Here is a 26459-nt window from a genome sequence, read left to right as displayed (position 1 = left end):
TATCTGCTGCTGATCACGCTGGTGACGCTGTACGGCGGCATGCTGAACGTCATGCATCGCTTCGCGAGCGCGGCGGCGGCCCCGATCTTCCTCAATCTGTCGATGATCATGGCGCTGGCGCTCGCCGCCTTCTTCCCGAGCGCCGGGCATGCGGCGGCGTGGGGCGTGCTGATCTCCGGCTTCCTTCAGGTTTTTCTGCTGGCCGGCGATCTCGGCCGGCATGGCGGATTGCCGCGGTTCTCGCCGCTCGAACTGAGCGATGACATCAGATCGTTTTTTCGCGCGCTCGCGCCCGCCACCGTGGGATCGATGGGCACGCAACTGGCCATGTTCGCCGACACCATCATCGCGACGTTTCTCCCGACCGGGGCGCTGTCGGCGCTGTATTACGCCGACCGGCTCAACCAACTGCCGATCGGAGTGATCGGCATCGCCATCGGCACCGTGCTGCTGCCGGAAATGTCGCGGCGGATCACGGGCGGCGATCACGCGGGCGCGATGGCGTCGCAGCGCCGGGCGTTCGAGTTCACGCTGTTGTTTTCGATGCCGTTCGTCGCGGCGTTCCTCACCGTGCCGGATGTCATCATGCGGGCGATGTTCGCGCGCGGCGCGTTTTCCGCAGCCGATGCCGCGGCCGCCGGAGCGACGCTGTCAGCCTATGCGGTGGGCCTCATTCCCTTTGTGCTGATCCGCAGCGCGGTCGCCACGTTCTACGCGCGCAAGAACACCGCGACGCCGGTGAAAGCCTCGCTCACCGGGATCGGGGTCAATCTCGCGCTCAAGGTCGCGTTGATGGGCTCGCTGGCGCAGGTCGGCCTGGCGTTGGCCACCGCCGTCGGCGCCTGGGTCAATCTTCTGCTCGTGATCGGATTTGCGGTCCGGGCGGGCCACTTCGAGATCGACCGTTCGTTGCGCGTCTCGCTCGGCAAATTCCTGATCGCGGGCGTGGTGCTCGCGGCGGCGCTGTGGCTGACCGCGCACGTCGCCTCGGCGCAGTTCGCACGGTGGAGCACGATGCGCGACGAGGCGGCTCTTGGACTCCTGATCGTCGTCGGCGCGCTCGTCTATGCGGGCGCGATCCTGCTGCTGTTCGGCCCGCGCTGGCTGCGGTCGCTGGTGCGGGGATAAAGCGTTTTCGAGCGAAGTGGAATCCGGTTCGCGTGAAGAAAACGCGTTAAATCAAGAAGCTGGAGTCTTTCATCGTTTCCATGAAACGGTGAAAGACTCTAGTCGGGCGAGGCTCCGCTGCGGTATAACGATCCCGCAACGGCGGAGATCATATGGCTCCCGTGAAATTCGGCATCGGCCAGAGCGTCCGGCGCAAGGAAGACGACGCGCTTATTCGCGGCAAGGGCCGCTATACCGACGACCATGCGCCGCCCGGTGCGTTGCATGCGCTGATGCTGCGCTCGCCGCACGCCCACGCGACATACAGGATCGATGCGTCGCGCGCCGCTGGTTTGCCGGGCGTCGCCCTGATCCTCACCGCAGCCGACGTCGCCGACCTCGGCGACTTGCCCTGCCAGTTCAACCTGCCGGACCAGCCCTTCACCGCGCCGCCGTATCCGATCCTTCCCCGCGACGAGGTGCGGCACGTCGGCGATGCCGTTGCTTTCGTGGTCGCCGACACGATCGAGCACGCGCGCGACGCGCTTGAGGCGATCGATGTGGAGTGGACGCCGCTTGCCTCGGTCGTTGGTGTTGCCAATGCCGTGAAGAAGGGAGCGCCTCAGGTCTGGTCCGATCACGCGGGCAATCTCCTGTTCGATGCTTCGATCGGCGACAAGGATGCGGCCGACGCCGCATTCGCCGCTGCGCATGCGGTGGCGGAAATCTCGATCGTCAATCCGCGCGTCGTCACCAACTACATGGAGACGCGCGCCGCCGTCTGCGAATACGATGCCAGGCACGATCGCCTGACGCTGACGGTCGGCAGTCAGGGCAGCCATCGGCTGCGCGAGATTCTCTGCCGCTCCGTGCTGAAGATTCCGATGGAAAAGATGCGCGTGATCTGCCCCGACGTCGGCGGCGGATTCGGCACCAAGCTGTTCCCCTATCGCGAATACGCGCTGATCGCGGTCGCCTCGAAAAAACTTCGCAAGGCCGTCAAATGGACGGCCGAGAGGTCGGATCATTTCGTCGGTGACTCGCAGGGACGCGACAATGTCACCACCGCGCGCATGGCGCTGGCGCAAGACGGCAGGTTCCTCGGCATGGATGTCGACCTGATGGGCGACATGGGAGCCTATCTCTCGACATTCGGTCCCTACATTCCCTATGGCGGAGCCGGGATGCTGCCCGGCCTTTACGATATCCAGGCATTTCATTGCCGCGTCCGCGCCGTGTTCACCAACACCGTGCCGGTGGATGCCTATCGCGGCGCGGGCCGCCCCGAGGCCGCCTATGTGGTGGAGCGGCTGGTCGACGCCGCGGCGCGCAAGCTCGGCATGACGCCGGACGCCATCCGGCGCAAGAATTTCATTCCGCCGAAGGCGATGCCGTACCGGACGGCGACCGGCAAGATCTACGACTCCGGCGATTTCGCAGGGCATATGAAGCGCGCCATGGAAATTGCAAACTGGAAGGAATTTCCGAAGCGGGCGAAGGCTGCGAAAAGGCGGGGTCTGGTTCGGGGCATCGGGTTGGCGACCTATGTCGAGGTTTGCGGCACGATGGGACGGGAGCGGGCCGACGTGCGACTCGACGCAGACGGCGACGTCACGGTGCTGATCGGCACGCAGTCCAGCGGGCAGGGCCATGCCACCGCCTATGCGCAGATCATCGCCGATCAGTTCGGACTGCCGCCGGAACGAATCCATATGATCCAGGGCGATACCGACCTGGTCGTCTCCGGTCTCGGCACCGGCGGATCGAGTTCGATTCCCTCCGGCGGCGTCAGCGTCGAGCGGGCAACCCGCAAGCTCGGCGCCCAGCTCTGCGAGATCGCGTCCGAGGCGCTTGAAACCAGTTCGGCCGATCTCGAAATCAGCGACGGTTCAGTCCGTATCGCGGGCACCGACCGTTCCATTTCCTTCGCCGATCTCGCAAAGCGCGTCGCCGATCCCTCGAAGCTGACGGCCAATGAGAGTTTCAGCAGCGCCGACGGCACCTATCCGAACGGCACCCATGTCGTGGAGGTCGAGATCGACCCGGCGACCGGAAAGATCGGGTTGGTCAACTATGTCGTCGTCGACGATTTCGGCATGACGTTGAATCCGCTTCTGCTGGCGGGGCAGATCCATGGCGGCACCATGCAGGGCATCGGTCAGGCGCTGATGGAGCAGGCGGTCTACGATGCCGCGGACGGGCAGCTCGTCACCGGCACGTTCATGGATTATGCGCTGCCGCGCGCCGCCGACGGCGCCTCGATCACCTTCGAAACCCGCAATGTCCCCTGCGCCACCAATCCTCTCGGTGTGAAGGGGGCGGGCGAAGCGGGCGCCATCGGCTCCTGCCCGGCGGTGGTCAACGCCATCGTCGGCGGCCTCTGGCGCGAATATCGAATCGACCACATCGACATGCCGGCCACGCCGGAGCGGGTCTGGACGGCGATTCGGGAAGCTCAGCGCCAGAATCGCCAGTGAGGAGGTCTGGCTTGGAGACCCATGTCCACTTTCCGTCATGGCCGGGCTCGTCCCCGCCCTGACAAACAAAAAAGGGCGAACCGGCGGTTCGCCCCTTTGTCGAATGTCTTGCGATTGGGCCGAGGGCTACTTCGTGACCTGCCCGCGGATTTCGCCGCCCGGATGGGCGGCAGTATGAACGTTGACATAGTACTTGCCGGCCAAAAGGTCGGCGGCCTGCGCATCGGTCAGCGTGGCGCTGCCTTCGGCCGGGCTGGACGTGGCATTCGGGATTGCAACCGCAACGCCTGCATTCTGGCCTGCGGCTGCCGGGCCATGGAAATGGGCGGCCGTCGCCGGGCCGGTCAGACCGGAATAGGTCAGCTTCCAGGTCAGTTTTTTGGACGCGGGATCGTAATTCGCCTCGACTGTCCCGGTGCCCTTGCTGGTATTGGCGGGCACTTCGGATGCGCCGTTCAGGGTTGCTTTCAGCGTTTCGGCGGACGCCTGGCCTGCCAACCCGACGGCGGCAGCGAAGGCGAGTGTGATGAGAGAAATCTTGGCGGCTTTCATCGTTTTCTCCTGTCATGTTCGGGTTGGCGCGAGCTTTAACAGCGCGTACCACCATTTGTTCCAGATGCAGGAGTGGCTAGTGTGGTGGTTCAGAAGTTCGCTTCATTGCCCAATCGAGTCCGTCAAGCGAACTTCTGAACCTAAACCACACTAGAATCATAAAGTTGCTAGTGTCCCTTTGATTCCGAAGTTCGCATCAAAGGTTGCTGCAAGGGTATGCGAACTTCGGAATCGGGACACTAGTTGGTTCCGAACGCCTTGAAAGTAATGATGGTGTGGGTGTCCTGAATGCCCGGAATGACCTGCACCTTCTCGTTCACGAAGTGCCCGATATCGGTGTCGTTACCGACGTAGAATTTCGCCAGCAGATCGTAGTCGCCGGCGGTGGAATAGATTTCCGAGGCGATCTCGGCCTCCGCGAGAGCGTTGGCGACGGCATAGGATTGGCCGAGCTTGCACTTGAATTGCACGAAGAAAGGTACCATCGCGTATCTCCGGAGGGCGTCAGGCTTCAATATAGCGCGTTCGAGCCGCGTGGACACCGAGATGCGCCGAAAAATCCGGTCGACCGGTGATTCGACGGACTCTCCGGTTGCGGCTCGCGCCTATGCCTGCCGCGAATGAATAACTATGCTGGCGTCGATCCGACGGCCCTGGCGCGAGAATACCGATGACAATCCCCATTGCCTTGACCATCGCCGGATCCGACTCCAGCGGGGGTGCGGGACTCCAGGCAGACCTCAAGACATTCGCGGCATTCGGAGTTTATGGCGCCTCCGTCGTCACGGCGCTGACGGCGCAGAACACGCGAGGCGTCTCGGGGATCCACCATGTGCCGGCGGATTTCGTGACCGCGCAGCTCGATGCGGTGTTCGGCGATCTCGACGTCGGAGCCGTCAAGATCGGCATGGTCGCGGACGCCGCCGTGACCGATGCCATCGCCGACGGCCTGTTGCACTGGTCGCCCGCGCATGTGGTGCTCGATCCGGTGATGGTCGCGACGTCGGGGGCTCGCCTGCTGGAGCGCGATGCGGTGGAGGCGTTACGGAGCGGACTTGTCCCGCGCGCGCAATTGATAACGCCGAACCTGCCGGAGGCGGCAGGGCTGCTCGATGAGGCCGTTGCCGAAAGCGAAAGCGACATCGTGCGGCAGGGCCGGCGTTTGCTGACGCTCGGTTGCGCGGCGGTCCTGATCAAGGGCGGGCATGGCCGCGGCGCGGAGAGCATCGACTATCTCGTCACCCACGACGGGGTGCTGGCGCTTGCCGCTCCGCGCATCGCCACCAAAAACACTCACGGCACCGGCTGCTCGCTGTCGTCGGCCATCGCGGCCGGCCTCGCCAGGGGCGACGACATGGAAACCGCCGTGCGGGGCGCGAAGGCTTACATCACTGAAGCAATCGCGGCGGCGGACCGGCTCGGCGTCGGTCACGGCCATGGCCCGATCCATCATTTCCACAGGCTGGATCACGACCACGACTGACGGCGTCGCCATCGGGAGACGCCTGTCATTGCGTTGTCATGACGGCGTGTTAGCTGCTCCGCCATGGGGAACGACGAGATGAATGAAGGCAATCCGGATCATCGTTTCCGAACCCTGTTCATCTCCGACGTCCATCTCGGCGCAGGCGGCTCTCAGGCGGACCAGTTGCTGGATTTTCTCAAGCATCACGATGCCGAGACGATCTACCTCGTCGGCGATATCGTCGATGGCTGGGCGCTGAAATCGAGTTGGCACTGGCCGCAGTCGCATAACGACTTCGTCCAGAAGATGCTGCGCAAGGCGCGCAAGGGCGCGACGATTATCTACGTGCCCGGCAATCATGATGAATTCCTGCGATCCTACTATGGAACGCATTTCGGCGGCATCGAAGTCGTCGAGAGCGCGATCCACGAGGGCGCCGACGGGCGGCGCTATCTGGTCATCCACGGCGATATCTTCGATCTCGTGATCCAGAACGCGCGCTGGCTCGCCCACCTCGGCGATAAAGCCTACGACGTCGCGATCCGCCTCAACCGCTTCGTCAACGCGTTCCGCCGCTCGTTCGGATTTCCGTACTGGTCGCTGTCGAAATGGGCGAAATTCAAGGTCAAGAACGCGGTGAACTACATCGGCGCGTTCGAGCGGACGCTGGCGGGCGAGGCGCGTCGTTACAATGCCGACGGCGTGATCTGCGGTCATATCCATCATGCCGCGATCCGCGACGAGCATGACATACGTTACATGAACTGCGGCGACTGGGTGGAGAGCTGCACCGCGCTGGCGGAGCACGAGGACGGGCGGTTTGAGATCATCACCTGGGCCGACACGCTGCGGCGATCGTCGCCCCTCGTGCTGACCAGCGCGCGTGCCGCCTGAATGCGCATCCTGATCGCAACCGACGCCTGGCTTCCGCAGATCAACGGTGTGGTGCGGACGCTGGCGATGACCGCCGCCGCGGCGAAGCCTCTCGGCGCCGACATACACTTTCTTACTCCGCAGTCGTTTCGGACAGTTGCTCTTCCGGGTTACTCCGGCCTGCGCGTCGCGCTGCCGGCGCCCCGCAAGATCGCAGCACTGATTGCGGGGGCCGATCCCGACAGCATCCACATTGCGACCGAGGGCCCGATCGGTCTTCAGGTGCGCCGCTATTGCCGCAAGCACGGGCGGCCGTTCACCACCAGTTTCCATACCCGCTTTCCGGATTACGTTTCGGCGCGGGCACCGATTCCGGAAGCATGGGTATGGAGCGCGTTGAATTGGTTTCATGGCGCCAGCAGAGCGGTCATGGCGGCAACTCCGGCGCTTGCGGACGAATTGCGTCAGCGTGGTTTTCGCAATGTGGTGTTATGGCCGCGCGGCGTCGACCCCGGCCTGTTTCATCCGCGCCCGACTGATCTCCGCCTGCCGCGCCCTATCTTCCTCTCGGTCGGTCGCGTCGCGGTCGAGAAGAATCTCGATGCCTTTCTCAGTCTCGATCTTCCCGGGACCAAGGTTGTCGTCGGCGACGGACCGGCGCGCGCGACTCTCGAGCGGGCCTATCCGGATGCGGTCTTTCTCGGCGCGCGCACGGGCGAACAACTTGCGGAGACTTATGCCGCCGCCGATGTCTTCGTGTTTCCGAGCCGCACCGATACCTTCGGCCTGGTTCTTCTCGAGGCGCTGGCGAGCGGCGTGCCGGTCGCGGCCTTTCCCGTGGCCGGTCCCCGTGATGTCATCGGCCATGCTCCGGTCGCCGTTCTCGACGAAGACTTGCGGTCGGCATGTCTGGCCGCGCTGAAAATCGCTCCCGCGGCTTGCCTTGACTTCGCCGCAAGTCTCACATGGGAGAAATCGGCCCGCACTTTCGTCAGCAATATCGCAGAGGCTTGCGCGGCCGAGGTGGGATGCAAGGCATGTCTCGTCACGCCGCAGCTCGTTGCCTGATCCGCGCCGGTTCGCGATGGAGACACGCGGTCAGGAAAAGAACGCGATCTTTTCGGCCTGAGTCATACGCCGGATCGGAGCCAGCGGATCGGAGCGGGGCGCGGCGCGCGAGACAATGCCGCTCTCCAGCAGCGATGCGCCGAGCGAAGGCGGTGCTGCGATCTCCGGAACGGTCTCGGACCCCGAAACCGGACTTGCATCGAAGCTATTCGCAGCAGGTTCGGGAGTCTGCTCCGGTTCGGCAATCACCGGATCGCCGATAGCGACGGCGATGGTTTCCGGTTCTTCGAAGTCGGGCGCGCCCATCTCGAGTGCGATCATATCCAGCACGGCGTCGTCATGCGCCATGTCCTGTTCGCTCACAGCGGCGGCCGGTTGTTCGCAACGGGTTTCCGTGCTCGCAGCATCGACGGTATCGACCCGCGCTTCGGACGCGGACGCCGCGTTTCCCGATTCAACGCTGGAGTCTCTCTCCGTTTCATGGAAGCCGGGAGCGACACCAGGTTCTCGATCCGACGCGTTGTCGTCATGCGAACCGGTTTCCACGTCGCTCGATGACGCTATAACGGTATCGGCCGTTGCTTGCTCCGGCGGCGCGATGTTCTCAGGCGGGGCGGGAGCTTCATCGGCTGCTGCCGAGGGCGGGGACGCGGTTTCCGCGCGCGACGGTGAAGTCGTCGCGGCAGGTGAGTCCGACAACTCGTCGAGCGTCGACTCGATCAACCCGAACACAACCTGCAGCGCCGCGGAATCGTCTCTGGCGGCGAGTTGCTCGTGAACCGCGTCGATCGCGCCGGCCTGTGAATCGAGAATATCGCAAATCCGGCTGTCGCCGCCGATCTCGCGCCACCTCCACGAGATTTCGCGGATGATGCGAGCGCCCTTCTCGATGGGGGCGAGCGCATCGTTCATGATCCGCTTGTCGAACGAGGCGGCTGCGGCGGCTTTCGCTTCGGCGATGCTAGCCTTGATCGCGGCGAGGGCCTTCGGCAGCGCGTCGCTGGCCGCCGCCTGCTGTTGGGCGGCGACGGTCTGCTCGATGCGTGCAACCGCATCGAGCACCATGGCGGTATCCGCATTTCGGTTGCGCTTGGCGTATTCGGTCAGAAACCATCGGCCCCGCGAGGTCTCCATGAAGGCTTCGCGAATGGCGTCGAAATCCGCAGCGCTGGGCGGAGCAGCGCTGGCGGAAATCGGCGACAGGGCAAAAGCTTCATCGGCCATGGCGAACTCGTCGCGCAAATCATTGTGCGCAACTGTAACGATCACCATGATCCGCCGCAAATCGCAATTGAATTGACGCGATCCGAATCAGAAATCCCCGACTCCGTCGTGTCGGGACGGTCAGTGATTCGTCGTATGCCGGTCCCGTGATTCGGCCGTCGCGCCTCGTCCGGACGCTCATGCCGGCCGGAGGGATCAGCCCCAGAGCGCGGCGTCGGGCGGATAGACCGTGCTGCCGTCGTAGCGGAGACCGTCGCTGCGATCCTTGGCGAGCAACAGCGGACCGTCGAGATCGACGAAACGGGCCTGCTGCGCGATCAGCATGGCGGGCGCCATCGACAGCGAGGTCGCGACCATGCAGCCGACCATGATCTCGAAACCCAGCGCTTGCGCCGCATCGGCCATGGCGAGGGCTTCGGTCAGGCCGCCGGTCTTGTCGAGCTTGATGTTGATGGCGTCGTAACGTTCGCGAAGGCCGCCGAGCGAGGAGCGGTCATGGACGCTTTCATCGGCGCAGATGCTGATGACCCTGCGGATCTGCGCCAGCGCTTCGTCGTTGCCCGCGGGAAGCGGTTGCTCGACGAGCGTGACGCCGGCCGCCTCGCACGCCGCCAGGTTCCCCTCCAGATTGTCAAGCGTCCATGCCTCGTTGGCGTCGACGATCAGTTCCGATTCCGGAGCCTGCTTGCGCACGGCGGCGATGCGTTCGGCATCGCCGTCGCCACCAAGCTTGATCTTGAGAAGAGGGCGATGGGCGGCCTTTGCGGTCGCCGCCGCCATGACTTCCGGAGACCCGAGCGAGATTGTGTAGGCGGTGGAACGAGGGACCGGAGCAGGGCGATCCAGCAATGTCCAAATGCGTTGGCCACTGCATTTGGCCTCGAGGTCGCACAGCGCGCAATCCAGCGCATTGCGTGCCGCGCCTGCCGGCATGATGGACGCGAGGGATCGGCGATCCAGGCCAGCGGCGAGGGGCTCCTGCATCGCGAGAAGGCAGGCGAGAACGCCTTCGGGGGTTTCCCCGTAGCGTGCGTAGGGAACGCATTCCCCGTGGCCGGTGCGCCCGCTCCGGCTGATCTCGGCGACGACCACGACGGCTTCGGTCTTCGCCCCGCGGCTGATCGTGAAACTGCCCGCGATCGGCCAACGCTCGATGCGGCATCGCAGCGTGGTTGCGTCGTTCAGCGACGTTTTCAAATTGGGCAAGTCCGAAATTGGGCAGGTCCGAATGCATGCAGACGGCTGTGAGCGGGAAGGATATCGCACCACGAGCTGCTGACGTCATGTTAAAAGCTTCGCCTTAATAATAGCAGAGATTCGGGCCGGGAGCTGGTTTTGGGTGATAGCCCCACACTGCAGCAGATTGCGCGAGGCGACGCGCTGGGGCTCAGTGCGGCCGGCCCCTGGACGGCGCGCTTCGCGCCGGCGCTTGAGCGGATGGTGGCGGATGCAGAAAAGCTGGCCGGCAGCCGGTCCGGTATCTTCATCGATGTGTCGCAGATCTCGGGACTGGATACGTTCGGTGCATGGTTGATCGAACGCCTGCGCCGCAATCTGACGCAAGGCGGCATCGAGGCAACGATCGCGGGGCTTTCGCTGAATTATTCAAGCCTGGTCGACGAGGTCCGCCGCGTTCCCGCCTCCGCAGTTTCGCCGGCGGTTCGCCAAAGCGCGTTGACCGGCCTGCTCGAAGACGTCGGGCGCAATGTTGTCGGGTTCGGAACGACGCTGACCGGCCTCATCGGCATGCTGGGCGCGGTGCTGGCCGCCGGCGGCCGGGTCATTCGCCATCCGCGGTCGTTTCGCCTGACCTCGACCGTTCATCATCTCGAACAGGTTTGCTGGCGCGCGGTTCCGATCATCGTTCTCATCACCTTCCTGATCGGCTGCATCATCTCGCAGCAGGGCATCTTTCATTTCCGGAAATTCGGCGCGGATATTTTTGTCGTCGACATGCTCGGTGTCCTCGTGCTGCGGGAAATCGGCGTGCTGCTCGTTGCGATCATGGTGGCCGGTCGCTCCGGCAGCGCCTACGCCGCCGAACTCGGCTCCATGAAGATGCGCGAGGAAATCGACGCGCTGCGCACCATGGGATTCGATCCGATCGAGGTGCTGGTCCTGCCGCGGATGCTTGCGCTTGTGATCGCGCTGCCGATCCTGGCGTTTCTCGGCGCGATCGCCGCGCTCTATGGGGGCGGCCTGGTGACGTGGCTTTACGGCGGCGTTCAGCCCGAGGCGTTTCTCATCAGGTTGCGCGACGCGATCTCGATCGATCACTTCGTCGTCGGCATGATCAAGGCGCCGGTGATGGCAGCCGTGATCGGGATCGTCGCCTGCGTCGAGGGACTCGCCGTACAGGGCAGCGCGGAATCGCTCGGCCGGCGCACCACGTCGTCGGTCGTGAAAGGAATATTCTTCGTCATCGTGATGGATGGCTTGTTTGCGATCTTCTTCGCCTCGATCGGGATGTAGGAATGGTTGGCGACGCATCCGATCCCATCATCCGCGTCCGCGACGTCTCCGTCCGGTTCGGCGCCACGAAGGTGCTGGATGGCTTGAGTCTCGATGTGAAGCGCGGCGAGATCCTCGGCTTCGTCGGCCCGTCGGGCGCCGGAAAATCCGTGCTGACGCGAACCATCATCGGGCTCGTGCCGAAGGTCGGCGGCAGCATCGAGGTTTTCGGCGTCGATCTGGAAACCGCGAACGTAACGGCACGGCGGGCGGTCGAGCGCCGTTGGGGCGTGCTGTTTCAGCAGGGCGCGCTGTTTTCGTCGCTGAACGTCCGCCAGAACATCCAGTTCCCGGTGCGGGAATATCTCCACGTTTCGCAACGCCTGCTCGACGAGATCACCGTCGCCAAACTCGGCATGGTCGGACTGCGGCCGGAGGTTGCGGACCGCTATCCGTCCGAACTGTCCGGCGGGATGATCAAGCGGGTGGCGCTGGCCCGCGCGCTGGCGCTCGATCCCGAGCTGGTTTTCCTCGATGAGCCGACATCGGGCCTTGATCCTATCGGGGCAGGGGACTTCGACGACCTGGTGCGGACGCTGCAGCGAACTTTGGGGCTGACGGTTTTCATGGTAACCCATGACCTGGACAGCCTTCATACAGCTTGCGATCGCATCGCCGTTTTAGGGAACGGTAAGATCATTGCGGCAGGGTCGATGGCCGATATGCTGGCCTCCCAGCATCCCTGGCTGAAAGCCTATTTTCACGGCAAGCGCGCCCGCGCCGTCGTAGGTTGAGCGGTACCGGAGCGGATTTGATGGAAACGCGGGCGAACTTCGTCCTGATCGGGTCGTTCACGCTTGCGGTGATCGCGGCGGCCTTCGGTTTCGTTCTCTGGTTCCAGAGTCTTCACACCACCAAGGCGCGCAGCCCGCTTCGCATCGTGTTCGAGGGTTCGGCTTCGGGCCTGCGCAACGGCGGCAGCGTGAATTTCAACGGCATCCGCGTCGGCGAAGTGGTGTCGGTCAAGCTCGACGATCCGCGCCGCGTCGTTGCGCTTGCGATGGTCGAAAACGCTGCTCCGGTTCGGAAGGACACCCGGGTCGGGCTCGAATTCCAGGGACTGACCGGCGTTGCTGCGATCTCTCTGAAGGGCGGCGAGGAGGCGGCGCCGCCGGTGCCGCTCGATCAGGACGGCGTTCCGATCCTCACCGCCGATCCGGCGGGCCTGCAGGACGTGACCGAGTCGATCCGCGCGGCGTTGCAGAACGTCAATCGCGTCGTCGCCGAGAACGAAACGGCGGTAAAAAACACGTTGCAGAATGTCGAGACCTTCACGGCCTCGCTCGCTCACAACGCCGAGAAAATCGGCGACCTGGTGCAGAAGTTCAACGATGTCATGAGCAAGGCCGACGGGGTCATGGCCAAGACCGATGACCTGATGCTCGGCCTCGACGCCATCGCAGGCGGCAAGGCGGGGGGCGAATTGCTTCCGGCGGTGAAATCGATTCGCGAACTTGCCGAGGACTTCAACAAGCGCTCGGGCGCGCTGATGGCCGACGGCCGCCGCACCCTTGGCGACATCAGCCGGGCGGTCAATAATCTCGATCGCAACCCCACCCGCTTGCTGTTCGGTGCGAGCGCCAGCGGCAGCGCGGCGACCGGCAGTTCGCCGGCTCCGGCGACGCCCGCCCGCCCTCCGAGGCGGCCGTAGGGCTGCCTAGCGTTTCCGAGCGAAGTGGACTTCGGTTCGCACGAAGGCAACGCGTCAAATCAAGAAACTAGTGCCCTGAATCTGAAGTTCGCCTCATTATGCAGCGCCTCCCGGAGCGAACTTCTGATTCGAAAGGGCACTAGCGAATTTATAATTCTAGTGTGGTTTAGGTTCAGAAGTTCGCTTGGAGCGCTTGCAGAGAAATGAAGCGAATTTCTGAACCACCACACTAGAGCATGGTCCTGAAAAGGGGAACCGGTCTTCGGGAAGGATCGGGCTTAAACACAAAGATAAGCGACGAGTCTGATTCAACGCAGTTGAAACAGACTCGTCACGCGCGATCTTCGGATCGTCGACCGCGGTACCGCTACGAAACCGATAAAGCTGGGCCTTATCCGAGCCGTCCCGCCGCATGGGCGAGCAACGTATAGACCAGCCCGGTCTCCGACATCAGATGGTCCCGGATCGCGCTGGGCTCGCGCTCGTCGCGCGCGACTTCGTCCAGAAGGCGCTCGAATTCGGCGATGTAGCGATCGGCCGTCTGTTTGAACGTGCGGTCGGTCCGGTATTTGCGGGCGACCTCGTCGAACGTCTTTTGGCCGGCGGGCGTATAGAGACGTTTGCTGAAGGCCTTGCGTTCGCCGCGCTGGTAGCGGTCCCACATCTCCCCGGCAAGGTTGCGATCCATCAGGCGGCCGATATCGAGCGACAGCGAATCCAGCGGGTTCGCGGCAGCCTGCTGCGCGGGTCGCCCACGCCGGTCGTTGCCGGTGTCGGCTCGGTTCAGGAGATCCGAGAGCCAGTCGTCGCCCCCGTGGTCTTCGTTCGCGGGGCCGGGGGGAGGCGTGTCCGTGCGGCGGGATGACGGAGCGCCGAGGTCGGGCGGCGGTAGGTTCGACGCGCTGCCGCTGTCACGCATGCGAGACGCGGAGCGTGTCGTCGTCGTGGCGCGGCTGCTGGCCGCCGCCGCCACCGGTTCTTCCTCGCGCTGCGAAGCCGATCGTCCGTTGCTGACAACGTCGAACCCATGACCATGGCGGGCGACGATCCGGTTGAGCTCGGCGAGCGCTTCGATCTGATCGACGATCACCTTGCGCATCTGGGAGGTGCTCTCGGCCGCTTCCTGCGGCATCTCGAGCACGCCGCGACGAAGCTCGTTGCGCGTTGCTTCGAGTTCCGTGTGCATCTCCGCGGTCATCTGCTTCATGTCCTGAACCAGGGCCGCGAACTTGTCGGCGGACCGTCGGAGCATGGCGTCGGCTTCCTCCGTCGCCTGCTGGCAAATCTCGCTCATGGATTCGGAGGTCAGGCGGCGTTCTTCCTCGGCCGTCGTGCGAACGGCTTCGAACTGGCGGCTGATCGCCGCCGATCCGACGCCGGCGGTCTCGGCCACCACCCGTGCGATATCGCGCGCGCGCTCTTCGGCGGCGGCAAGCGATTCATCAAGCAGGCTCGTAAACCGCGTCAAACGCTGATCGAAGTCGGTCGTCCGCAAGTCAATCGTCGTCACGAGCGATTCAAGCACGGACTTGCGTTCCTCGACCGACAATGCGGCGCTTTGGTTGCTCTGCTCGACCCGCGCCGCAGCTTCGACCAGAATGTGGCCATGCGTCTCGAACTGGTTGGACAGCGTGCTCAAGTCGTCAAGGGCCTTGGAAGCCTTGGCGTTGAACACCGCCAATTGATCTTCGAGCGTCTGCGTCGCGAGACCGTTTTGCGAGGTGACATCCTTCATGGTCGATACGAAATCGGCGACGCGCGTGACGAGCGCACGCTCCAGCGAATTGAGATTTTCGTGCGCGCCGGTGAGGACCTCCTGAAGAAGGATGTTGCCTTCTCGCAACCGCTCGAACAGCGCGACGGTATCGGTGCGGAGGATCTTGCTGGTCTCCTGCATGTCGGTGACGGCCGTGATGGACGCCTGCCGCGACTGCTCGATGGCCGAGCGGGACGCCTGCTCGAGATCCTTCATCGACTTGGTGACCGCGCTTGTCGCCAGCTCACCCGCGTTGGTGATGGTGCGGACGACGTCGGAGCCGTTCGCAGCGATCGATTGCGAGAATGCCTGGCCCTTGACCTCGATCGACTTGAGGGCATCGGCGGTGACGCGGCTGATATCGGAGTTGAGCTGATCGGCCTTGCCGCCGAGAGCTTCGACCAGAGCTCCCCGCTTGCTGTCGATCATCTGCGAGAGACGGTCGGTCTGCTGCTGGACATAGTTGACGACTTCGTCGGTTTTACCCGTGATCGTCGTGCTGAAGCTGCCGCTGGCGGCAAAGATCAGGCGCTCGGCGTCGGTCGATACCGACTTGACCTTGGTGCTGACTTCATTCGACGCGGAGACGAGGGCGGCCTGCGCATTCTGCGCGCTCGCCTGAATGATCTCCGTGGTATTCGCCGCCGCCGCGTGGAGGGAGCGCTCGATATCCAGAGAGATCGCCTTGATCTGGCTGGCGGAGTCGGCGGAGGCGGTGGTGAGCGTGGTCTGGGCCTCGCGTGCGCTGCCGAGAATGGCGGCGGCGGAGTCGGCGCCAACCGCAGTCAATGTCCGCTCGACGTCGCTCGCCAGCGATTTGACGTGACCGACCGCATCGGCCGAGGCGGTGGTGAGCGTGGTCTGGGCCTCGCGTGCGCTGCCCAGAATGGCGGCGGCCGTGTTGGTGCCGACCGCCGTCATCGTCCGCTCGATGTCGCTCGCGAGCGATTTGACGTGCGTCGCGGCATCCGAGGAAGCGGAGACCAGCGTGGTCTGCGCCGCGCGCGCGCCGGCGAGAACGACGTCCGCCGTGTTGGTGCCGGCGGCCGACAGCGCCTGCTCGATTTCCGCCGACAGGGATTTGACCCGGCTCGCCGTTTCGGCCGACGAGTTGATCAGCGTCGTCTGCGCATCGCGGGCGCTGTTGACGATGGAGTTGGCGGCGGCGGTTCCGGCCGAGGTCAGTGCGCGCTCCACTTCGGTCGAGGTCAATTGCAACTGGGCGCCCACTTCGGTCGAAACCGAAAGCAGGGATTGCTGGGCGGCACGCGCGCCGGTCTGAATGGTTTCGCTGGTATTGACCACCAGATTGGTCAGCGAGCGCTCCGCGTCGTCGACATGGGACTTGATGCCGTGCGACAGCTCCTCGGCGCGCACCAGCAGAGCCTCGCTGGCCTGCCGTCCGCTGGATTCAAAGCGGCCGGCCACGGCTTCGACCCGCGATCCAAGCAGGTCTTCGAACTGGGCGACGCGCGTTTCGATCGTGGTCGCGACGAGGCCGACGCGCTCGTCGAGACCCTGGTGAATTTCCTGGAATCGCGCCGTGATCGTGTTCGCAAGCATCGCGCTGCGATCGTCGATGGTTTCGGTCACTCCCGAGATGCGCCCTTCGAGCGCCGCAACGGCCTCAGTTGCGCCGTCGCTCAGCGAGGTTGCGAAGTGGGCGAGGCGGCTCTCGATCGAGCCGATCGCATGAGCGGCGCCGTCGGACAGCGACGAGGTGAGGGTGACAAGCCGGTTCTCGATCGTCGCCGTGACCGACTTCGCGCGCGAGTCGAAGGCTTGTTCGAGCACGGCGAGGCGGCCGTTGACGGACTCGTCGAAGGACTTGATTTTGGCATCGAACGAAGCGTCGAGATTGCTGACGCCCGACTGGAGTGTGGTTTCGAACTGCAGCAGACGCTGATCCAGCGCGGCGCTGATCTCGCCGCCATTGGACGCCAGGCGCGAATCGAAGGTATCGACATAGGCCTTCATGCTCCGGGCAATATCTTCGGTGCGCTGGCCGAGGCGATCGACGATCTCGCCGCCGAACGTCTTCACGGTACGGTCGAATTCAGAGATGTGGCGGGTTATGAGCGCGCCGAGCGTACCGCTGTCGCGTGCGAACTTTTCCGCAAGCTCGCTGCCCTGGTCCTTCATGAGCTGATCGAACGCGCTCATCTGGAGGCTGAGCGTATCGTGCGCGGTTTCGGTCTGAGTGGCGACCTTGGCGACCAGCGTATTGACCGTGACGTCGAGCGCTTCGCCGGCCTTGTCGCCGGATGAAAGAATCCGGGTTGCCAGCCGGTTGCCGGCATCGTCGATCTTGCTGGCGAGGTCGGCGCCGCGAAGCTCGAGTTCCACCAGCAAGGAGTCGCTGGAATTCTTCAGCGAGTCGTGGACCTGTTCGGTGCGGTCGGAAATGCCTTCGACGATGGAGGCCGACTTCTGCTCGAATTCGTTCGTAATCCGGTCGACCCGCTCGTTGAGCATCTCATGGACGCGGTCGGCCAGATCGGCGAACTCGTCGTGGACGTGACCGGTCTTGAAGTTGAGGCTGCTGGTCAGGCGCTCGCTCGCATCGAGCACGGCGCGCGCGGTCTCGGCGCTGGCTTCCTCGAGCCGGTCGAGCAGGTCGCCGCCACGTTCGCCGAGAGCGAGGATCATATTGTCGCCGGCGTTGCTGAGCGCCGTCGTGATGTGCTCGCCGCGCTCTTCCAGCGCACCGGTGATGCCTTTTGCGACCTCGTCGACGCGCGAGGCGATGGCATCGCTGATCAGTGCGATGTCGTGTCGCAGGTCGATCTGGACACCCGAGATGGCGCTGCGAACCTGCTCGGCCTGGCCGACGAGATTGTCGCGCTGGAGCGCGATATCCTGAAGCAATGCCCGAATCCGAACCTCGTTGTCGGAATAGGCTCGTTCCAGCGCGGCGACCTCGTTGGCGACCAGGGCTTCCAGTTCGCCGGCGCGCGCGATGGCGCGTTCGACGCCATCGCCCATCGCGGCGACTTCACGCCGGATCGCCTGGCCGACCGTCACCACCGAGTCGCTGGCCAGCCCCTCCGGTTCGGAAAACCGGATCGCTACCTGCGCCATCGACTGCGCGATCATGCGCAGTTCCTGTCCGCGCCAGGCCAGGCTCGCCAAGAAATAGAACAGCAGAACGGGGGCGAAAAACAGGGCGATCAGGCCGGTGAGGGCAAGCGTGCCGCCGCTGCCCTGACCCATTGCGGCCTGCAGCGAGGGCAGGAAGCTGATGGTCAGAAAGCCGGCGCCGAGAATCCAGACGCCAGCGAAAAGCGAGGCGAGCGTATAAATATTTCGGGCCGGGCGGTTGTTCTGGATAGCTTGAAGAATCTGTCCGATCGTTTCGCGATCGTCGTTGGCGGGACGCCGCGTGAAGACCGGTGTCTCGGAGGTATCGAATGAGGGCCGGTCGGCGGTGCCGCGGACGTCAAACCCATCCTCGCCATGCCCTGCCGCGGGGGAGAACGGCGGCGCGACGTCCGGGCGGCCCTGGTCCGGACTGCCCGCGGAGGCCTCGCCGACGTTCAGCGCCTCCTGAATGGCGGAAAGAGCGACTTCCGTCGGATCTTTGACCTTCTTGGGATTGTTCGCCATGTCAGTCCACGCCCTCGTGTTTAGCAACCCGCAAGTTCGCGTCGCCGCCGCAGTCCCGGTCGCCGACCCCGAGCCCCAAGCCGGTTTTCCGGGCGTGGCCGTCGCCATCGCCCGTCTTGTCGGTCACTTCTTCCAACATCCTATTGGCTTGGCGTCTCGAATGAAATGGGCGTGATTAATACAATCTTAATCATCGTTAACGGCCGGCTGAGCTAACCGCTTCGAGTTGTTCGAAATTATTGAGCGGGCAGCGGATTCCGCCGGCCGCGGCGGCTACCTCGCGGTTCGTACGCGAAACGTTCCGTTAACCAGTTCCGTGATTGGCTTGCGGGAAGGTCACGCGGCAACCATCCCCCCTTTGCAGCGGACCCCGGATCGCAGCATGCCATATTCCCTCGAGCAGGTCGCCTGGATGCCGTCGCCGCCACTGGTTCCAGACGATGGCCCGATCGATTTCGACCATCTCCGCCGCATGACGCTCGGCGACGGCGGCCTCGAACGCGAGGTTTTGGCGATGTTCGCGGGTCAGGCTGCGTCGCTGGCAGCCGCTCTGGCGCAGCTTCCGCCGGATGCGGCGGCCCTTGTCCATAAGCTGAAGGGCTCGGCGCGGGCGGTCGGCGCGGTTCATGTCGCGGCCGCCGCCGCCGATCTGGAGACCGCCCTGCGCAACGGCACTGATGCGGCGGGGCCGCGGACGGCGCTGGATCATGCCATCAGCCAGGCCGGTGAAGCGATCGACGCAATCCTGCGCCGCTCCTGATATGGCCGGCGATCTCTGACGAATAGCCCGCCTTTTTGCGCCGAACGCTGGCGCTGGCCGGATCGTTTCGTTATAGGACAGCCGAACCGTCCCTCATGAGATCTACGTTCGGCAGCACTGCACCCATGACCAAGATCAACTTTGTCGACCATTCCGGCGAAACCCGTACTGTTGACGTCGAGAACGGCGCAACCGTCATGGAGGCGGCGATTCGCAACGCCGTTCCGGGCATCGAGGCCGAATGCGGCGGCGCCTGCGCCTGCGCCACCTGTCACGTCTATGTCGACGAAGCCTGGACCGAGAAGGTCGGCAAGCCGACTCCGATGGAGGAGGACATGCTCGACTTCGGCTATGATGTGCGGCCGAATTCGAGGCTGTCGTGCCAGATCAAGGTAAGCGACGAACTCGACGGGCTGGTGGTCACGGTACCGGAACGGCAGGCGTAGACACCTCCCATCAGCGGGACGCGGCCGGCACCGCATGGTGCGGCCTGACGATTTCAACGGAAAAGATTTTTGACATGAGCGAAGCGATCAAGACGGATGTGCTGATTATTGGTGCGGGTCCCTGCGGACTGTTTGCCGTATTCGAACTGGGGCTGCTCGATATGAAGGTGCATCTTGTCGACATCCTCGACAAGATCGGCGGGCAGTGCGCCGAGCTTTATCCGGAAAAGCCGATCTACGACATTCCGGGCATTCCGCTGGTGACCGGCCAGGGTCTCACCGAGGCGCTGCTCGAGCAGATCAAGCCGTTCGACCCGACATTCCACCTCAACGAGATGGTGGAAAGCATCGAGAAGATCGGCGATCCCGGATTCCGCGTCACCACCGATGCCGGCAAGGTGTTCGAGTGCAAGGTCGTCGTGGTCTCGGCGGGCGGCGGCTCGTTCCAGCCGAAGCGGCCGCCGGTGCCCGGCATCGAGGCCTATGAAAACACCTCCGTGTTCTATGCGGTGCGCAAGATGGAGCAGTTCCGCGACAGGGAGATCCTGATCGTCGGCGGCGGCGACTCCGCGCTGGACTGGACGCTCAACCTGCATCCACTGGCGAAGCGGATCACGCTTCTGCATCGCCGCGACGATTTTCGCGCGGCGCCCCACAGCGTCGAGCAGATGCGCAAGCTGGTCGCCGACGGCAAGATGGATCTGAAGATCGGTCAGGTCACGGCGCTGGAAGGCGCGGACGGCAAACTCTCCGCCGCGCAGGTGAAGGGCAGCGACAACGCGATGTCGACGATCAGTTGCGATACCATGCTGCCGTTCTTCGGACTGACGATGAAACTCGGGCCGGTCGCGAACTGGGGGCTTCAGCTTGAGAACAACCTGATCCCGGTGGAGACCGCGTCGTTCGAGACCAACGTGCCCGGCATCTTCGCGATCGGCGACATCAATACCTATCCCGGCAAGCTGAAACTGATCCTCTCCGGCTTCCATGAGGGCGCGCTGATGGCGCAGAAGGCGCATCGCTACGTCTATCCTGACAAGCGGCTGGTGTTCCAGTACACCACTTCGTCGTCGAGCCTGCAGAAGAAGCTCGGGGTGAATTGAGGCTGGCTGAGGTGTGCGGCATTGTTTTCAGCGCCGCGAATTGAGTGTCGTCACCGGGCTTGGACCCGGTGATCATCCGTTTCCCAATATTCTAGAGTCTGCTTCAACTGAGTTGAATCAGACTCGTCGCTTGTCCTTTTGTTTGAGCATGATCTTTTCCGAAAACCGGTTTCCGCTTTTCGGGATCATGCTCTAAAATCTGCGGCTGGCAGTCCGGCGCTCGGATGCCGTTATTGCTGCGGCTGCATCGGCGCAGGCGGGGCCGGAGTCATCGGCGCGGGGGGCAGCGCAAGCGGCGCCAGCGGTTCGCCCGTTACCTCGCTGCCATCCGCTGCATTGAGATGCAGTTCGGCCTCGACCGCTGGCAGCGCCGCGTCCGCCATTGCGGCATGGCCCTCCGCTGTCGGGTGGATCGCGCCGCCGTAGACTGCCGAGAGCAGGCCCCATGTCGCGTCATGGATGTCGGACGGCTGCATCGATGAGGGCAGCGCCTGCGGATAGGTCATCGCCGTGAAGTAGCTGTCGTTGGCGTCGCGGATCCAGCGCGCGCGCGGCAGATAGGCGCGGAAGTCGCCCGCCGGCTGCCCGCAGGTCATCGGCTGTTGCGGCGCCACCACGATATCGCTGACGAAGCTGTCGCCCCTGGCCGAGAAACAGGCGCGATCGAATTCGGGATCGTTGCCGGAGCGCGCGCAAAATCCGTGATCGGCGAACGCCGCCTGATGCGCTGCGACGAACGTCATCCGGTCGCTGTCGGGATCGCGGCAGATCACGCCGGATTGGCAGAGCGCGATCGCCTTCAGCCGCGGCAGAAATTCGTTCTGGACATAGCTTGTGACTTCGGCGAGCCGCCGCGGATCGGCGTTGAACGACGGATGCACATCGAAGCCGGCCTTGCCGCCGGTACAGGGTGCGCCGCCGTTGGCCAGCGCCGGGTTGGCGTAGGACACGAACACCACACGCGACAGGTCGTTGCCCACCAGCGGCTTCAATGCGGCGCGCAGCTTGCCGAAGGACTGCGGCAGGTCGCGCACCAGGCTCGACCGGGAATCGTCGACCGATTCGATCAGTCCGCCGCGCTTGAACAGCGCGCGCTCGGTCGGCGCGTCGACGATGACGTCGGATACCAGGCCGGAGAAGTTGATATCGTTGGCGCCGATGGTCAGTAGCAGGAGATCGAGCTTGCGGTCGGGCTGCCGGCGCTTCGCTGCCGCAAGCGCGTCACGCAGTTCGGCGACCTGGCCGCTGACGGTGCCCTGACACTTGGCCGAGGACAGGCATTCGCGCGCCCGCTGCGAACCGAGCAGCCCGTCGGGAATGCTGGCGCCGGTGCAGGCGAGCGGCAGGTAGGTCACCGCGATGTGCGGATACCGCACCGCGAGCGCAAGCGCGGTGCGGGTCTGGTAGCTGTAGAGCGAGCGATGGCAGGCCGCGTTCAGCCATAGCGCGCCGTAGTGCTGCCAGGTCTGGAGCGAGCCGGCGGTGCCGCAGGCACGGCCACCCTTGTATCCGGCGCGGCTCGGCCGGTAATACTCGTCCGCCGCGCCGCCGAGATAGGAGCGGAAGCAGAAGCCCTCGTCCGACAGCGCAATGGCGCGGTCCGGATTGCCTTCGCCCGAGGCGATGGAATCGCCGAGACCGGCGATGAGGATGTCGCGCACCTTGATCTGGGTCATCAGGCGCTGCGGTGCGTCGCTGCCGCTCGTGACATCGACCGTGGCGTTGGTGGCGCGGCCGTAGCGGGCGCGGAAATCGATCGGCTCGGCGCAGTCCTGCGTCGTGGTGCGCGGGCCGTCGCCGTCGTCGAACGACCAGGCGCATACCGCACCGACCGGGATCGCGCCGGTCAGACGCACGGTGACCGGATGTTCCGTCGGCGTCAGATAGCCTTCCTTGATCTTGTCCCGGGTGCAGGGCTCGCTGACATGGCCGCCGAGGTCGATGCAAAGACGATTGACGGCGTTGCGGGCCCAGCCGCGGCCGTCGCTTTGCAATTCAAGCGCCTGCTCGGCTGCGAGAATGCTCTGGTTGCGTTCGGTGGCAACGTGGATCTGGAAGTCACGCTCCTCGCGGAACAGCCGGAAACGGTTGCGGACCTCCCACGAAATCTCCATTCCGCTGGCAGGCTGGCTCTGGATCGATGCGGACGGACGGTATGGGTCGGGCTCATCGGGCGCGGACTGCGCGATTGCCTGCTGTGCGGCGAGCACGCCGAGCGAAATCAGGACAATCCGGACGAGGGAGGAGACGGAAGTGCGAGCCATGGAGGGTTTTGACGCGATAGTTTTGGCGGAAATAAGAGAGGTCCGTCGATGGTGGTGGTGGATGAAGCGAATGTGACGGGTGAAAGATGGCCGGTCACGGCCGGGAGCGGCGTTGCGGCTGGCAGATTCATGCAGCGGCGGGATCAGTCCTGCGAGACCCGTGTCTTGACCGCGGGCGGCGGCGCTGCCGTGCTGTCCGGAACAGTGTCGCAGCGGCTGTCGCTATCGTGGCTGACGGTGCTGTCGCCGCCGTTGCCATTGATCAAGCGGCGCCGTTGCCAGGGCTGCACGACGTTGAGCCAAAGCTCGCGCGCACCCATGATGGTGATCGCGAGGGCGAAGGGAATCATGAAATACAGCATGCGGTAAACGAGGAGCGTAGCCAGCAACTCCTCCTTGCCGAACTGCGGCAGGGCCACCAGCATCGCCGCGTCGAACACGCCCAGGCTTCCGGGGGCGTGGCTGGCAAAGCCGAGCAGGGTTGCCAGGATGAAGACGACCGATACCGAGACGAAATCGATCGGCGGCTGCGCGGGCATCAGCAGGTACATCGCCGAAGCACAGAAGCCCAGATCGACGACGCCGATCAGGATCTGCACGAAGGTCAGCGGCGCCGACGGCATCACGACTTTCCAGCCGTTCTGCCCAAGCTCGCGGCGGTTGCGGCCGGTGATGATCCAGATCAGGTAGATCACGATGCCGGCGAGGCAGCCGAGCGCGATCAGGCGGTTGATGGAGGGGGGCAGCAGGTCCATCGCGCTCGCGGCAGATGGATGCCAGGCCATGCCGATCCCGAGCACGAACAGGTTGCCGAGCCAGAACGTCAGCCCGGAGATGAAGCAGACCTTGGCGACGTCCAGCGCATTGAGCCCGTGATCCGAATAGATGCGGAAGCGGATCGCGCCGCCGGTGAAGACGGTGGCGCCGATGTTGTGGCCGATCGTGTAGCTCGTGAACGCCGAAAGCGCGGCGACGCGGTAGGGGATGTGATCCTTGCCGATCGTCCGCAGCGCGAAGAAATCGTAGAATGTCAGCGTACAGAATGCGCCGACCACGCAAAGCGCAGCCATGGCGATCTCATGCGGCGACTTATCGGTCAGCGCGATCAGGATGGCGCCGGTGTCGACGCCCTTGAGGGTGCGGATGAGAGTCGCAATCGCGAAAGCGATGATGACGATGCTTGCAACAACGCCAAGCCGTTTCCAGCCGATCCGTTCCTTGAAGCCGCGCTGAAGCGCGGTCAGCAGCCGATGCATTCGTCCTCCCGCTGACGCCCCGAATTCGAAGTTCGCTTGTCCTTGCGAAAACCCCTCATGCGAACTTGGAAATCCAGCGACACCAGGCACCTCGTCATTCTCGGTAACCCCATCGTTCCGGAGCGGTTTGCGGTTCGCTCGACGATGAAGCGAACGTCCGAACCGTCGAAACCTAAAATCACGACACGTTTCGAGCCGATTGGGGAGAGGGATGGCAAGCGGCTGCTCGGTTACTCATACGCGAAAAATCCATAAGGCAAAACGGCGGGTTGGCCTAACGAGGCTTGGTCATGGTTCGAAGGCGGTCCATGCGCCTTCACGATCGAAATCATCAGGACATGCACTTGCTGCGGAGTGCCAGCAAATGATTATCGTGAGCATATACGCATAAAACCTCGCCGGTTCCATGGCCGATTTGAACCTTGTTCCGGAGACATACAAGGTCCGCCGTATTGATGCATGGGTTGCATGACATTAGCTTGTTGCGCCGGACACAATCCGTGAAGTTTCTGCGCGTCATGTCTTGCGTAGCGCGAAATACGCGCCGCAGAAAGCCATCGCCGCGCCAAGGCCGAGCACGGCGAGCCCGGTTATGAGGCTTGCGAGCGTCGGCACTGCGCTCGGCGCCGAGGCGGCCTGTCCCGCACCCGCCAGGAACAACACGGCAATGGCGATCAGAAACTGCCGCAACCGTTGCTGAATGCGGCCGGACGGCGCGCTGTGCATCAGCGTCGCGATAAAATAGCTGCCGGAGAAACCGGCCGTTGCCACCAGCCACCATGCGATCGCGGCGCCCGCCGGCATGAAATCCTTTGAATCGGCGCGCCAGAGGCCGCCGAGGTCGAGGCCGATCTGCGCGGCGAGCATGTGTACCGCAAGCGCGAGCAATATGCCGGATACGATCGCGCCGCCGAGAATCAAGTGGCGCGGAAAATAAGCCGTTTCAGCCATAAAGGATTTGTAGGATAGAACCCGCGCCGCGAGCAAGAAATTGTAGGCGGGAAATTGAACGAAGGATCGCGATCGTGCCGCCGCCAGAGATTGCGCAGACAGGTCTCAGCTACGCCTACAGGGCGTCGCTGATCGGGTCGGCGCATCGGTTCGCGCTCGAGGACGATGGGATATCCTGGCAGGTTGGCCGCCGATCGGGGACATGGCGTTATGCGGACGTCGCCGTGGTGCGGATGTCGTACCGGCCGATGTCGATGCAATCGCGGCGATTCCGCGCCGACATCGAGCATCGCGACGGCGGCCGTATCGTGGCGATGTCCACCACCTGGCAGACGCTGGCGCTGATGGCCGCACAGGACAACGACTACCGCGCCTTTATCGTCGAACTGCACCGGCGGCTGGCCGAGCATGGCGGTCACGCTTCGCTCGTTGCCGGCCTCAATCCCGCGCTTTATTTTGCCGGCGCGGGCGTACTGGCATTGCTGGTTGTATCGATGGCCGCTCTGCTGGGGCGGGCTCTGGTCACCGGCGAATGGGCGGGTGCGTTGTTCATCGCCGGACTGTCGGCGTTGTTCGGCTGGCAGATCGGCGGCTTCATGCGTCGCAACCGGCCGCGCGTCTACACCTTCGATGCGCTGCCGCAGGATTTGCTGCCATGAGCGGCGCTCGCGAGCGTTCTGTACTAAGCCTCTTTCAGCAGTTTCGGGCTGACGAATTGTGCGAGTTGTCCGCCTCCGAACGCGATGCCATCCCACCTCTCGATGGGAAAATCGATCACCACAAGTCCCGATGTCGGCAGGTTGCGGGTCAACGCCGCGCGCCCGGCTGCGTCGCCGCCACCGATCAACCCGAGCGCGAATTCGTGCAGGCCGGGATTGTGTCCGACGATCATCAATCGCTTGGAATTCCGCGCGGCAGCGGAACGAATGAGCGCCAATAGTTGCGTCGGCTGGGCGCCGTAAAGCTCCGGCAGATGTGAAGCAAGCTCTTGAGGCACCTCGTCCGACATCTGTTTCTGGATGATGTCCCAGGTCGCGCGCGCCCGCACGGCGGTCGAAACGAACGCCAGATCGGGCAGGAGAGGCTGCTGTCCGGCGAGCCATGCGCCGAGTTCGGCGGCATCCTTGCGCCCCCGCGCGGCGAGCGGGCGATCCCGGTCACTGCCGCTCGGGGCATCGCTTTCGGTCTTGGCGTGTCGAAGCAGCAGCAGGCGGCGCATGACGCAGTCTCGGTTCAGCGTTGAAGCATGACCCGGAACGCGGGATACAGGTTCCGATTCTTGCGGCTTAATCCACAACCTTGCGCCGGACAAGGCGACGGAGGTAGTGGAGGGGGCCCGCTTCGCCGCAAAGTCACCGGACGCGAATGTCAAATCCAGAACTCCGCAAG

Annotated in this window: 22 protein-coding genes; 12 read left to right on the top strand and 10 right to left on the bottom strand. The window is 64.0% G+C overall.

The window, feature by feature from the left end; translation table 11 throughout:
* Positions 1-1128: lipid II flippase MurJ (locus BGN91_RS14285; protein ID WP_292614222.1), on the top strand; the 1128-nt coding region annotated here is incomplete at its 5' end.
* 152 nt (positions 1129-1280) lie between these two features.
* Positions 1281-3584: a xanthine dehydrogenase family protein molybdopterin-binding subunit gene (locus BGN91_RS14280; RefSeq protein ID WP_292614220.1), complete on the top strand. Its 2304-nt coding sequence runs from the start codon at positions 1281-1283 to the stop codon at positions 3582-3584.
* A 126-nt stretch (positions 3585-3710) separates the two neighbouring features.
* On the opposite strand, the gene BGN91_RS14275 is transcribed toward BGN91_RS14280, so the two are convergent.
* On the bottom strand, positions 3711-4136 hold the full coding sequence (locus tag BGN91_RS14275; protein WP_292614217.1) for a CHRD domain-containing protein: 426 nt from the start codon (positions 4134-4136) through the stop codon (positions 3711-3713).
* A 239-nt stretch (positions 4137-4375) separates the two neighbouring features.
* Complete coding sequence (locus tag BGN91_RS14270) at positions 4376-4621, bottom strand: Lrp/AsnC ligand binding domain-containing protein (RefSeq protein WP_292614215.1); 246 nt, start codon at positions 4619-4621, stop codon at positions 4376-4378.
* A gap of 185 nt (positions 4622-4806) precedes the next feature.
* On the opposite strand from BGN91_RS14270, the gene thiD reads away from it, so the two are divergent.
* From thiD to BGN91_RS14255, 3 genes are all read left to right on the top strand, one after another.
* Positions 4807-5619 (top strand): bifunctional hydroxymethylpyrimidine kinase/phosphomethylpyrimidine kinase, encoded by an 813-nt coding sequence (gene thiD, locus BGN91_RS14265; RefSeq protein WP_292614213.1) that lies wholly within the window; start codon positions 4807-4809, stop codon positions 5617-5619.
* 63 nt (positions 5620-5682) lie between these two features.
* Positions 5683-6495: a UDP-2,3-diacylglucosamine diphosphatase gene (locus BGN91_RS14260; RefSeq protein WP_292614211.1), complete on the top strand. Its 813-nt coding sequence runs from the start codon at positions 5683-5685 to the stop codon at positions 6493-6495.
* A complete protein-coding gene (locus tag BGN91_RS14255; RefSeq protein ID WP_292614209.1) occupies positions 6496-7542 on the top strand; it encodes a glycosyltransferase family 1 protein in 1047 nt (348 codons plus the stop codon). It begins immediately after the preceding gene.
* A 30-nt stretch (positions 7543-7572) separates the two neighbouring features.
* On the opposite strand, the gene BGN91_RS14250 is transcribed toward BGN91_RS14255, so the two are convergent.
* The gene (locus BGN91_RS14250; RefSeq protein ID WP_292614208.1) at positions 7573-8814 is read right to left on the bottom strand and encodes a hypothetical protein; all 1242 of its coding nucleotides are present in this window, start codon (positions 8812-8814) and stop codon (positions 7573-7575) included.
* 147 nt (positions 8815-8961) lie between these two features.
* Positions 8962-9963, bottom strand: coding sequence for an N-acetyl-D-Glu racemase DgcA (dgcA, locus tag BGN91_RS14245; RefSeq protein WP_292614206.1), 1002 nt, complete (start codon positions 9961-9963; stop codon positions 8962-8964).
* A gap of 138 nt (positions 9964-10101) precedes the next feature.
* Between dgcA and BGN91_RS14240 the strand changes: the two genes are divergently transcribed.
* From BGN91_RS14240 to BGN91_RS14230, 3 genes are read left to right on the top strand one after another with little or no spacing between them, the layout of a single operon-like run.
* Entirely contained in the window at positions 10102-11238 is a 1137-nt protein-coding gene (locus BGN91_RS14240) for an ABC transporter permease (RefSeq protein ID WP_292614204.1), read from the top strand.
* A 2-nt stretch (positions 11239-11240) separates the two neighbouring features.
* A complete protein-coding gene (locus BGN91_RS14235; RefSeq protein WP_292614202.1) occupies positions 11241-12011 on the top strand; it encodes an ABC transporter ATP-binding protein in 771 nt (256 codons plus the stop codon).
* A gap of 20 nt (positions 12012-12031) precedes the next feature.
* The gene (locus tag BGN91_RS14230) at positions 12032-12928 is read left to right on the top strand and encodes an MlaD family protein (RefSeq protein ID WP_292614200.1); all 897 of its coding nucleotides are present in this window, start codon (positions 12032-12034) and stop codon (positions 12926-12928) included.
* 391 nt (positions 12929-13319) lie between these two features.
* Here the strand turns inward: BGN91_RS14230 and BGN91_RS14225 are convergent, their stop codons facing one another.
* Both BGN91_RS14225 and BGN91_RS14220 read right to left on the bottom strand, forming a co-directional pair.
* Positions 13320-18290: a methyl-accepting chemotaxis protein gene (locus tag BGN91_RS14225; protein ID WP_292614199.1), complete on the bottom strand. Its 4971-nt coding sequence runs from the start codon at positions 18288-18290 to the stop codon at positions 13320-13322.
* A gap of 1 nt (position 18291) precedes the next feature.
* On the bottom strand, positions 18292-18429 hold the full coding sequence (locus BGN91_RS14220) for a hypothetical protein (protein ID WP_292614197.1): 138 nt from the start codon (positions 18427-18429) through the stop codon (positions 18292-18294).
* Positions 18430-18672: 243 nt separating this feature from the next.
* Between BGN91_RS14220 and BGN91_RS14215 the strand changes: the two genes are divergently transcribed.
* The 3 genes from BGN91_RS14215 (at position 18673) to BGN91_RS14205 (ending at position 20599) form a co-directional block, all read left to right on the top strand.
* Positions 18673-19050: an Hpt domain-containing protein gene (locus BGN91_RS14215; protein ID WP_292614195.1), complete on the top strand. Its 378-nt coding sequence runs from the start codon at positions 18673-18675 to the stop codon at positions 19048-19050.
* A gap of 125 nt (positions 19051-19175) precedes the next feature.
* Complete coding sequence (locus tag BGN91_RS14210; protein ID WP_292614193.1) at positions 19176-19496, top strand: 2Fe-2S iron-sulfur cluster-binding protein; 321 nt, start codon at positions 19176-19178, stop codon at positions 19494-19496.
* 74 nt (positions 19497-19570) lie between these two features.
* Positions 19571-20599, top strand: coding sequence for an NAD(P)/FAD-dependent oxidoreductase (locus tag BGN91_RS14205; RefSeq protein WP_292614191.1), 1029 nt, complete (start codon positions 19571-19573; stop codon positions 20597-20599).
* Positions 20600-20829: 230 nt separating this feature from the next.
* Here the strand turns inward: BGN91_RS14205 and BGN91_RS14200 are convergent, their stop codons facing one another.
* The 3 genes from BGN91_RS14200 to BGN91_RS14190 form a co-directional block, all read right to left on the bottom strand.
* Positions 20830-22863, bottom strand: coding sequence for a hypothetical protein (locus tag BGN91_RS14200; RefSeq protein WP_292614189.1), 2034 nt, complete (start codon positions 22861-22863; stop codon positions 20830-20832).
* 143 nt (positions 22864-23006) lie between these two features.
* Complete coding sequence (locus tag BGN91_RS14195; RefSeq protein ID WP_292614187.1) at positions 23007-24119, bottom strand: YbhN family protein; 1113 nt, start codon at positions 24117-24119, stop codon at positions 23007-23009.
* A gap of 516 nt (positions 24120-24635) precedes the next feature.
* Positions 24636-25070 (bottom strand): hypothetical protein, encoded by a 435-nt coding sequence (locus BGN91_RS14190; RefSeq protein WP_292614186.1) that lies wholly within the window; start codon positions 25068-25070, stop codon positions 24636-24638.
* A 65-nt stretch (positions 25071-25135) separates the two neighbouring features.
* Between BGN91_RS14190 and BGN91_RS14185 the strand changes: the two genes are divergently transcribed.
* Positions 25136-25729 (top strand): hypothetical protein, encoded by a 594-nt coding sequence (locus BGN91_RS14185; RefSeq protein ID WP_292614224.1) that lies wholly within the window; start codon positions 25136-25138, stop codon positions 25727-25729.
* A gap of 23 nt (positions 25730-25752) precedes the next feature.
* On the opposite strand, the gene BGN91_RS14180 is transcribed toward BGN91_RS14185, so the two are convergent.
* Positions 25753-26289, bottom strand: a complete 537-nt coding sequence (locus BGN91_RS14180; protein ID WP_292614184.1) for a histidine phosphatase family protein — start codon at positions 26287-26289, stop codon at positions 25753-25755.
* Positions 26290-26459: the final 170 nt, after the last annotated feature.

This window comes from Nitrobacter sp. 62-13, from assembly GCF_001896955.1.
In the GTDB taxonomy this organism is placed as follows: Bacteria; Pseudomonadota; Alphaproteobacteria; order Rhizobiales; family Xanthobacteraceae; genus Nitrobacter.
Note: the sequence above shows the minus strand (reverse complement) of the source record. Positions and strands in the feature narration are given on the sequence as shown.

Bases quoted from the DNA above. Each gene is read 5' to 3' on its own strand.
- BGN91_RS14280 (WP_292614220.1), top strand. From the start codon at position 1,281: ATGGCTCCCGTGAAATTCGGCATCGGCCAGAGCGTCCGGCGCAAGGAA.
- BGN91_RS14275 (WP_292614217.1), bottom strand. From the start codon at position 4,136: ATGAAAGCCGCCAAGATTTCTCTCATCACACTCGCCTTCGCTGCCGCC.
- BGN91_RS14270 (WP_292614215.1), bottom strand. From the start codon at position 4,621: ATGGTACCTTTCTTCGTGCAATTCAAGTGCAAGCTCGGCCAATCCTAT.
- thiD (WP_292614213.1), top strand. From the start codon at position 4,807: ATGACAATCCCCATTGCCTTGACCATCGCCGGATCCGACTCCAGCGGG.
- BGN91_RS14260 (WP_292614211.1), top strand. From the start codon at position 5,683: ATGGGGAACGACGAGATGAATGAAGGCAATCCGGATCATCGTTTCCGA.
- BGN91_RS14255 (WP_292614209.1), top strand. From the start codon at position 6,496: ATGCGCATCCTGATCGCAACCGACGCCTGGCTTCCGCAGATCAACGGT.
- BGN91_RS14250 (WP_292614208.1), bottom strand. From the start codon at position 8,814: ATGGTGATCGTTACAGTTGCGCACAATGATTTGCGCGACGAGTTCGCC.
- BGN91_RS14235 (WP_292614202.1), top strand. From the start codon at position 11,241: ATGGTTGGCGACGCATCCGATCCCATCATCCGCGTCCGCGACGTCTCC.
- BGN91_RS14230 (WP_292614200.1), top strand. From the start codon at position 12,032: ATGGAAACGCGGGCGAACTTCGTCCTGATCGGGTCGTTCACGCTTGCG.
- BGN91_RS14225 (WP_292614199.1), bottom strand. From the start codon at position 18,290: ATGGCGAACAATCCCAAGAAGGTCAAAGATCCGACGGAAGTCGCTCTT.
- BGN91_RS14220 (WP_292614197.1), bottom strand. From the start codon at position 18,429: ATGTTGGAAGAAGTGACCGACAAGACGGGCGATGGCGACGGCCACGCC.
- BGN91_RS14215 (WP_292614195.1), top strand. From the start codon at position 18,673: ATGCCATATTCCCTCGAGCAGGTCGCCTGGATGCCGTCGCCGCCACTG.
- BGN91_RS14210 (WP_292614193.1), top strand. From the start codon at position 19,176: ATGACCAAGATCAACTTTGTCGACCATTCCGGCGAAACCCGTACTGTT.
- BGN91_RS14205 (WP_292614191.1), top strand. From the start codon at position 19,571: ATGAGCGAAGCGATCAAGACGGATGTGCTGATTATTGGTGCGGGTCCC.
- BGN91_RS14200 (WP_292614189.1), bottom strand. From the start codon at position 22,863: ATGGCTCGCACTTCCGTCTCCTCCCTCGTCCGGATTGTCCTGATTTCG.
- BGN91_RS14195 (WP_292614187.1), bottom strand. From the start codon at position 24,119: ATGCATCGGCTGCTGACCGCGCTTCAGCGCGGCTTCAAGGAACGGATC.
- BGN91_RS14190 (WP_292614186.1), bottom strand. From the start codon at position 25,070: ATGGCTGAAACGGCTTATTTTCCGCGCCACTTGATTCTCGGCGGCGCG.
- BGN91_RS14180 (WP_292614184.1), bottom strand. From the start codon at position 26,289: ATGCGCCGCCTGCTGCTGCTTCGACACGCCAAGACCGAAAGCGATGCC.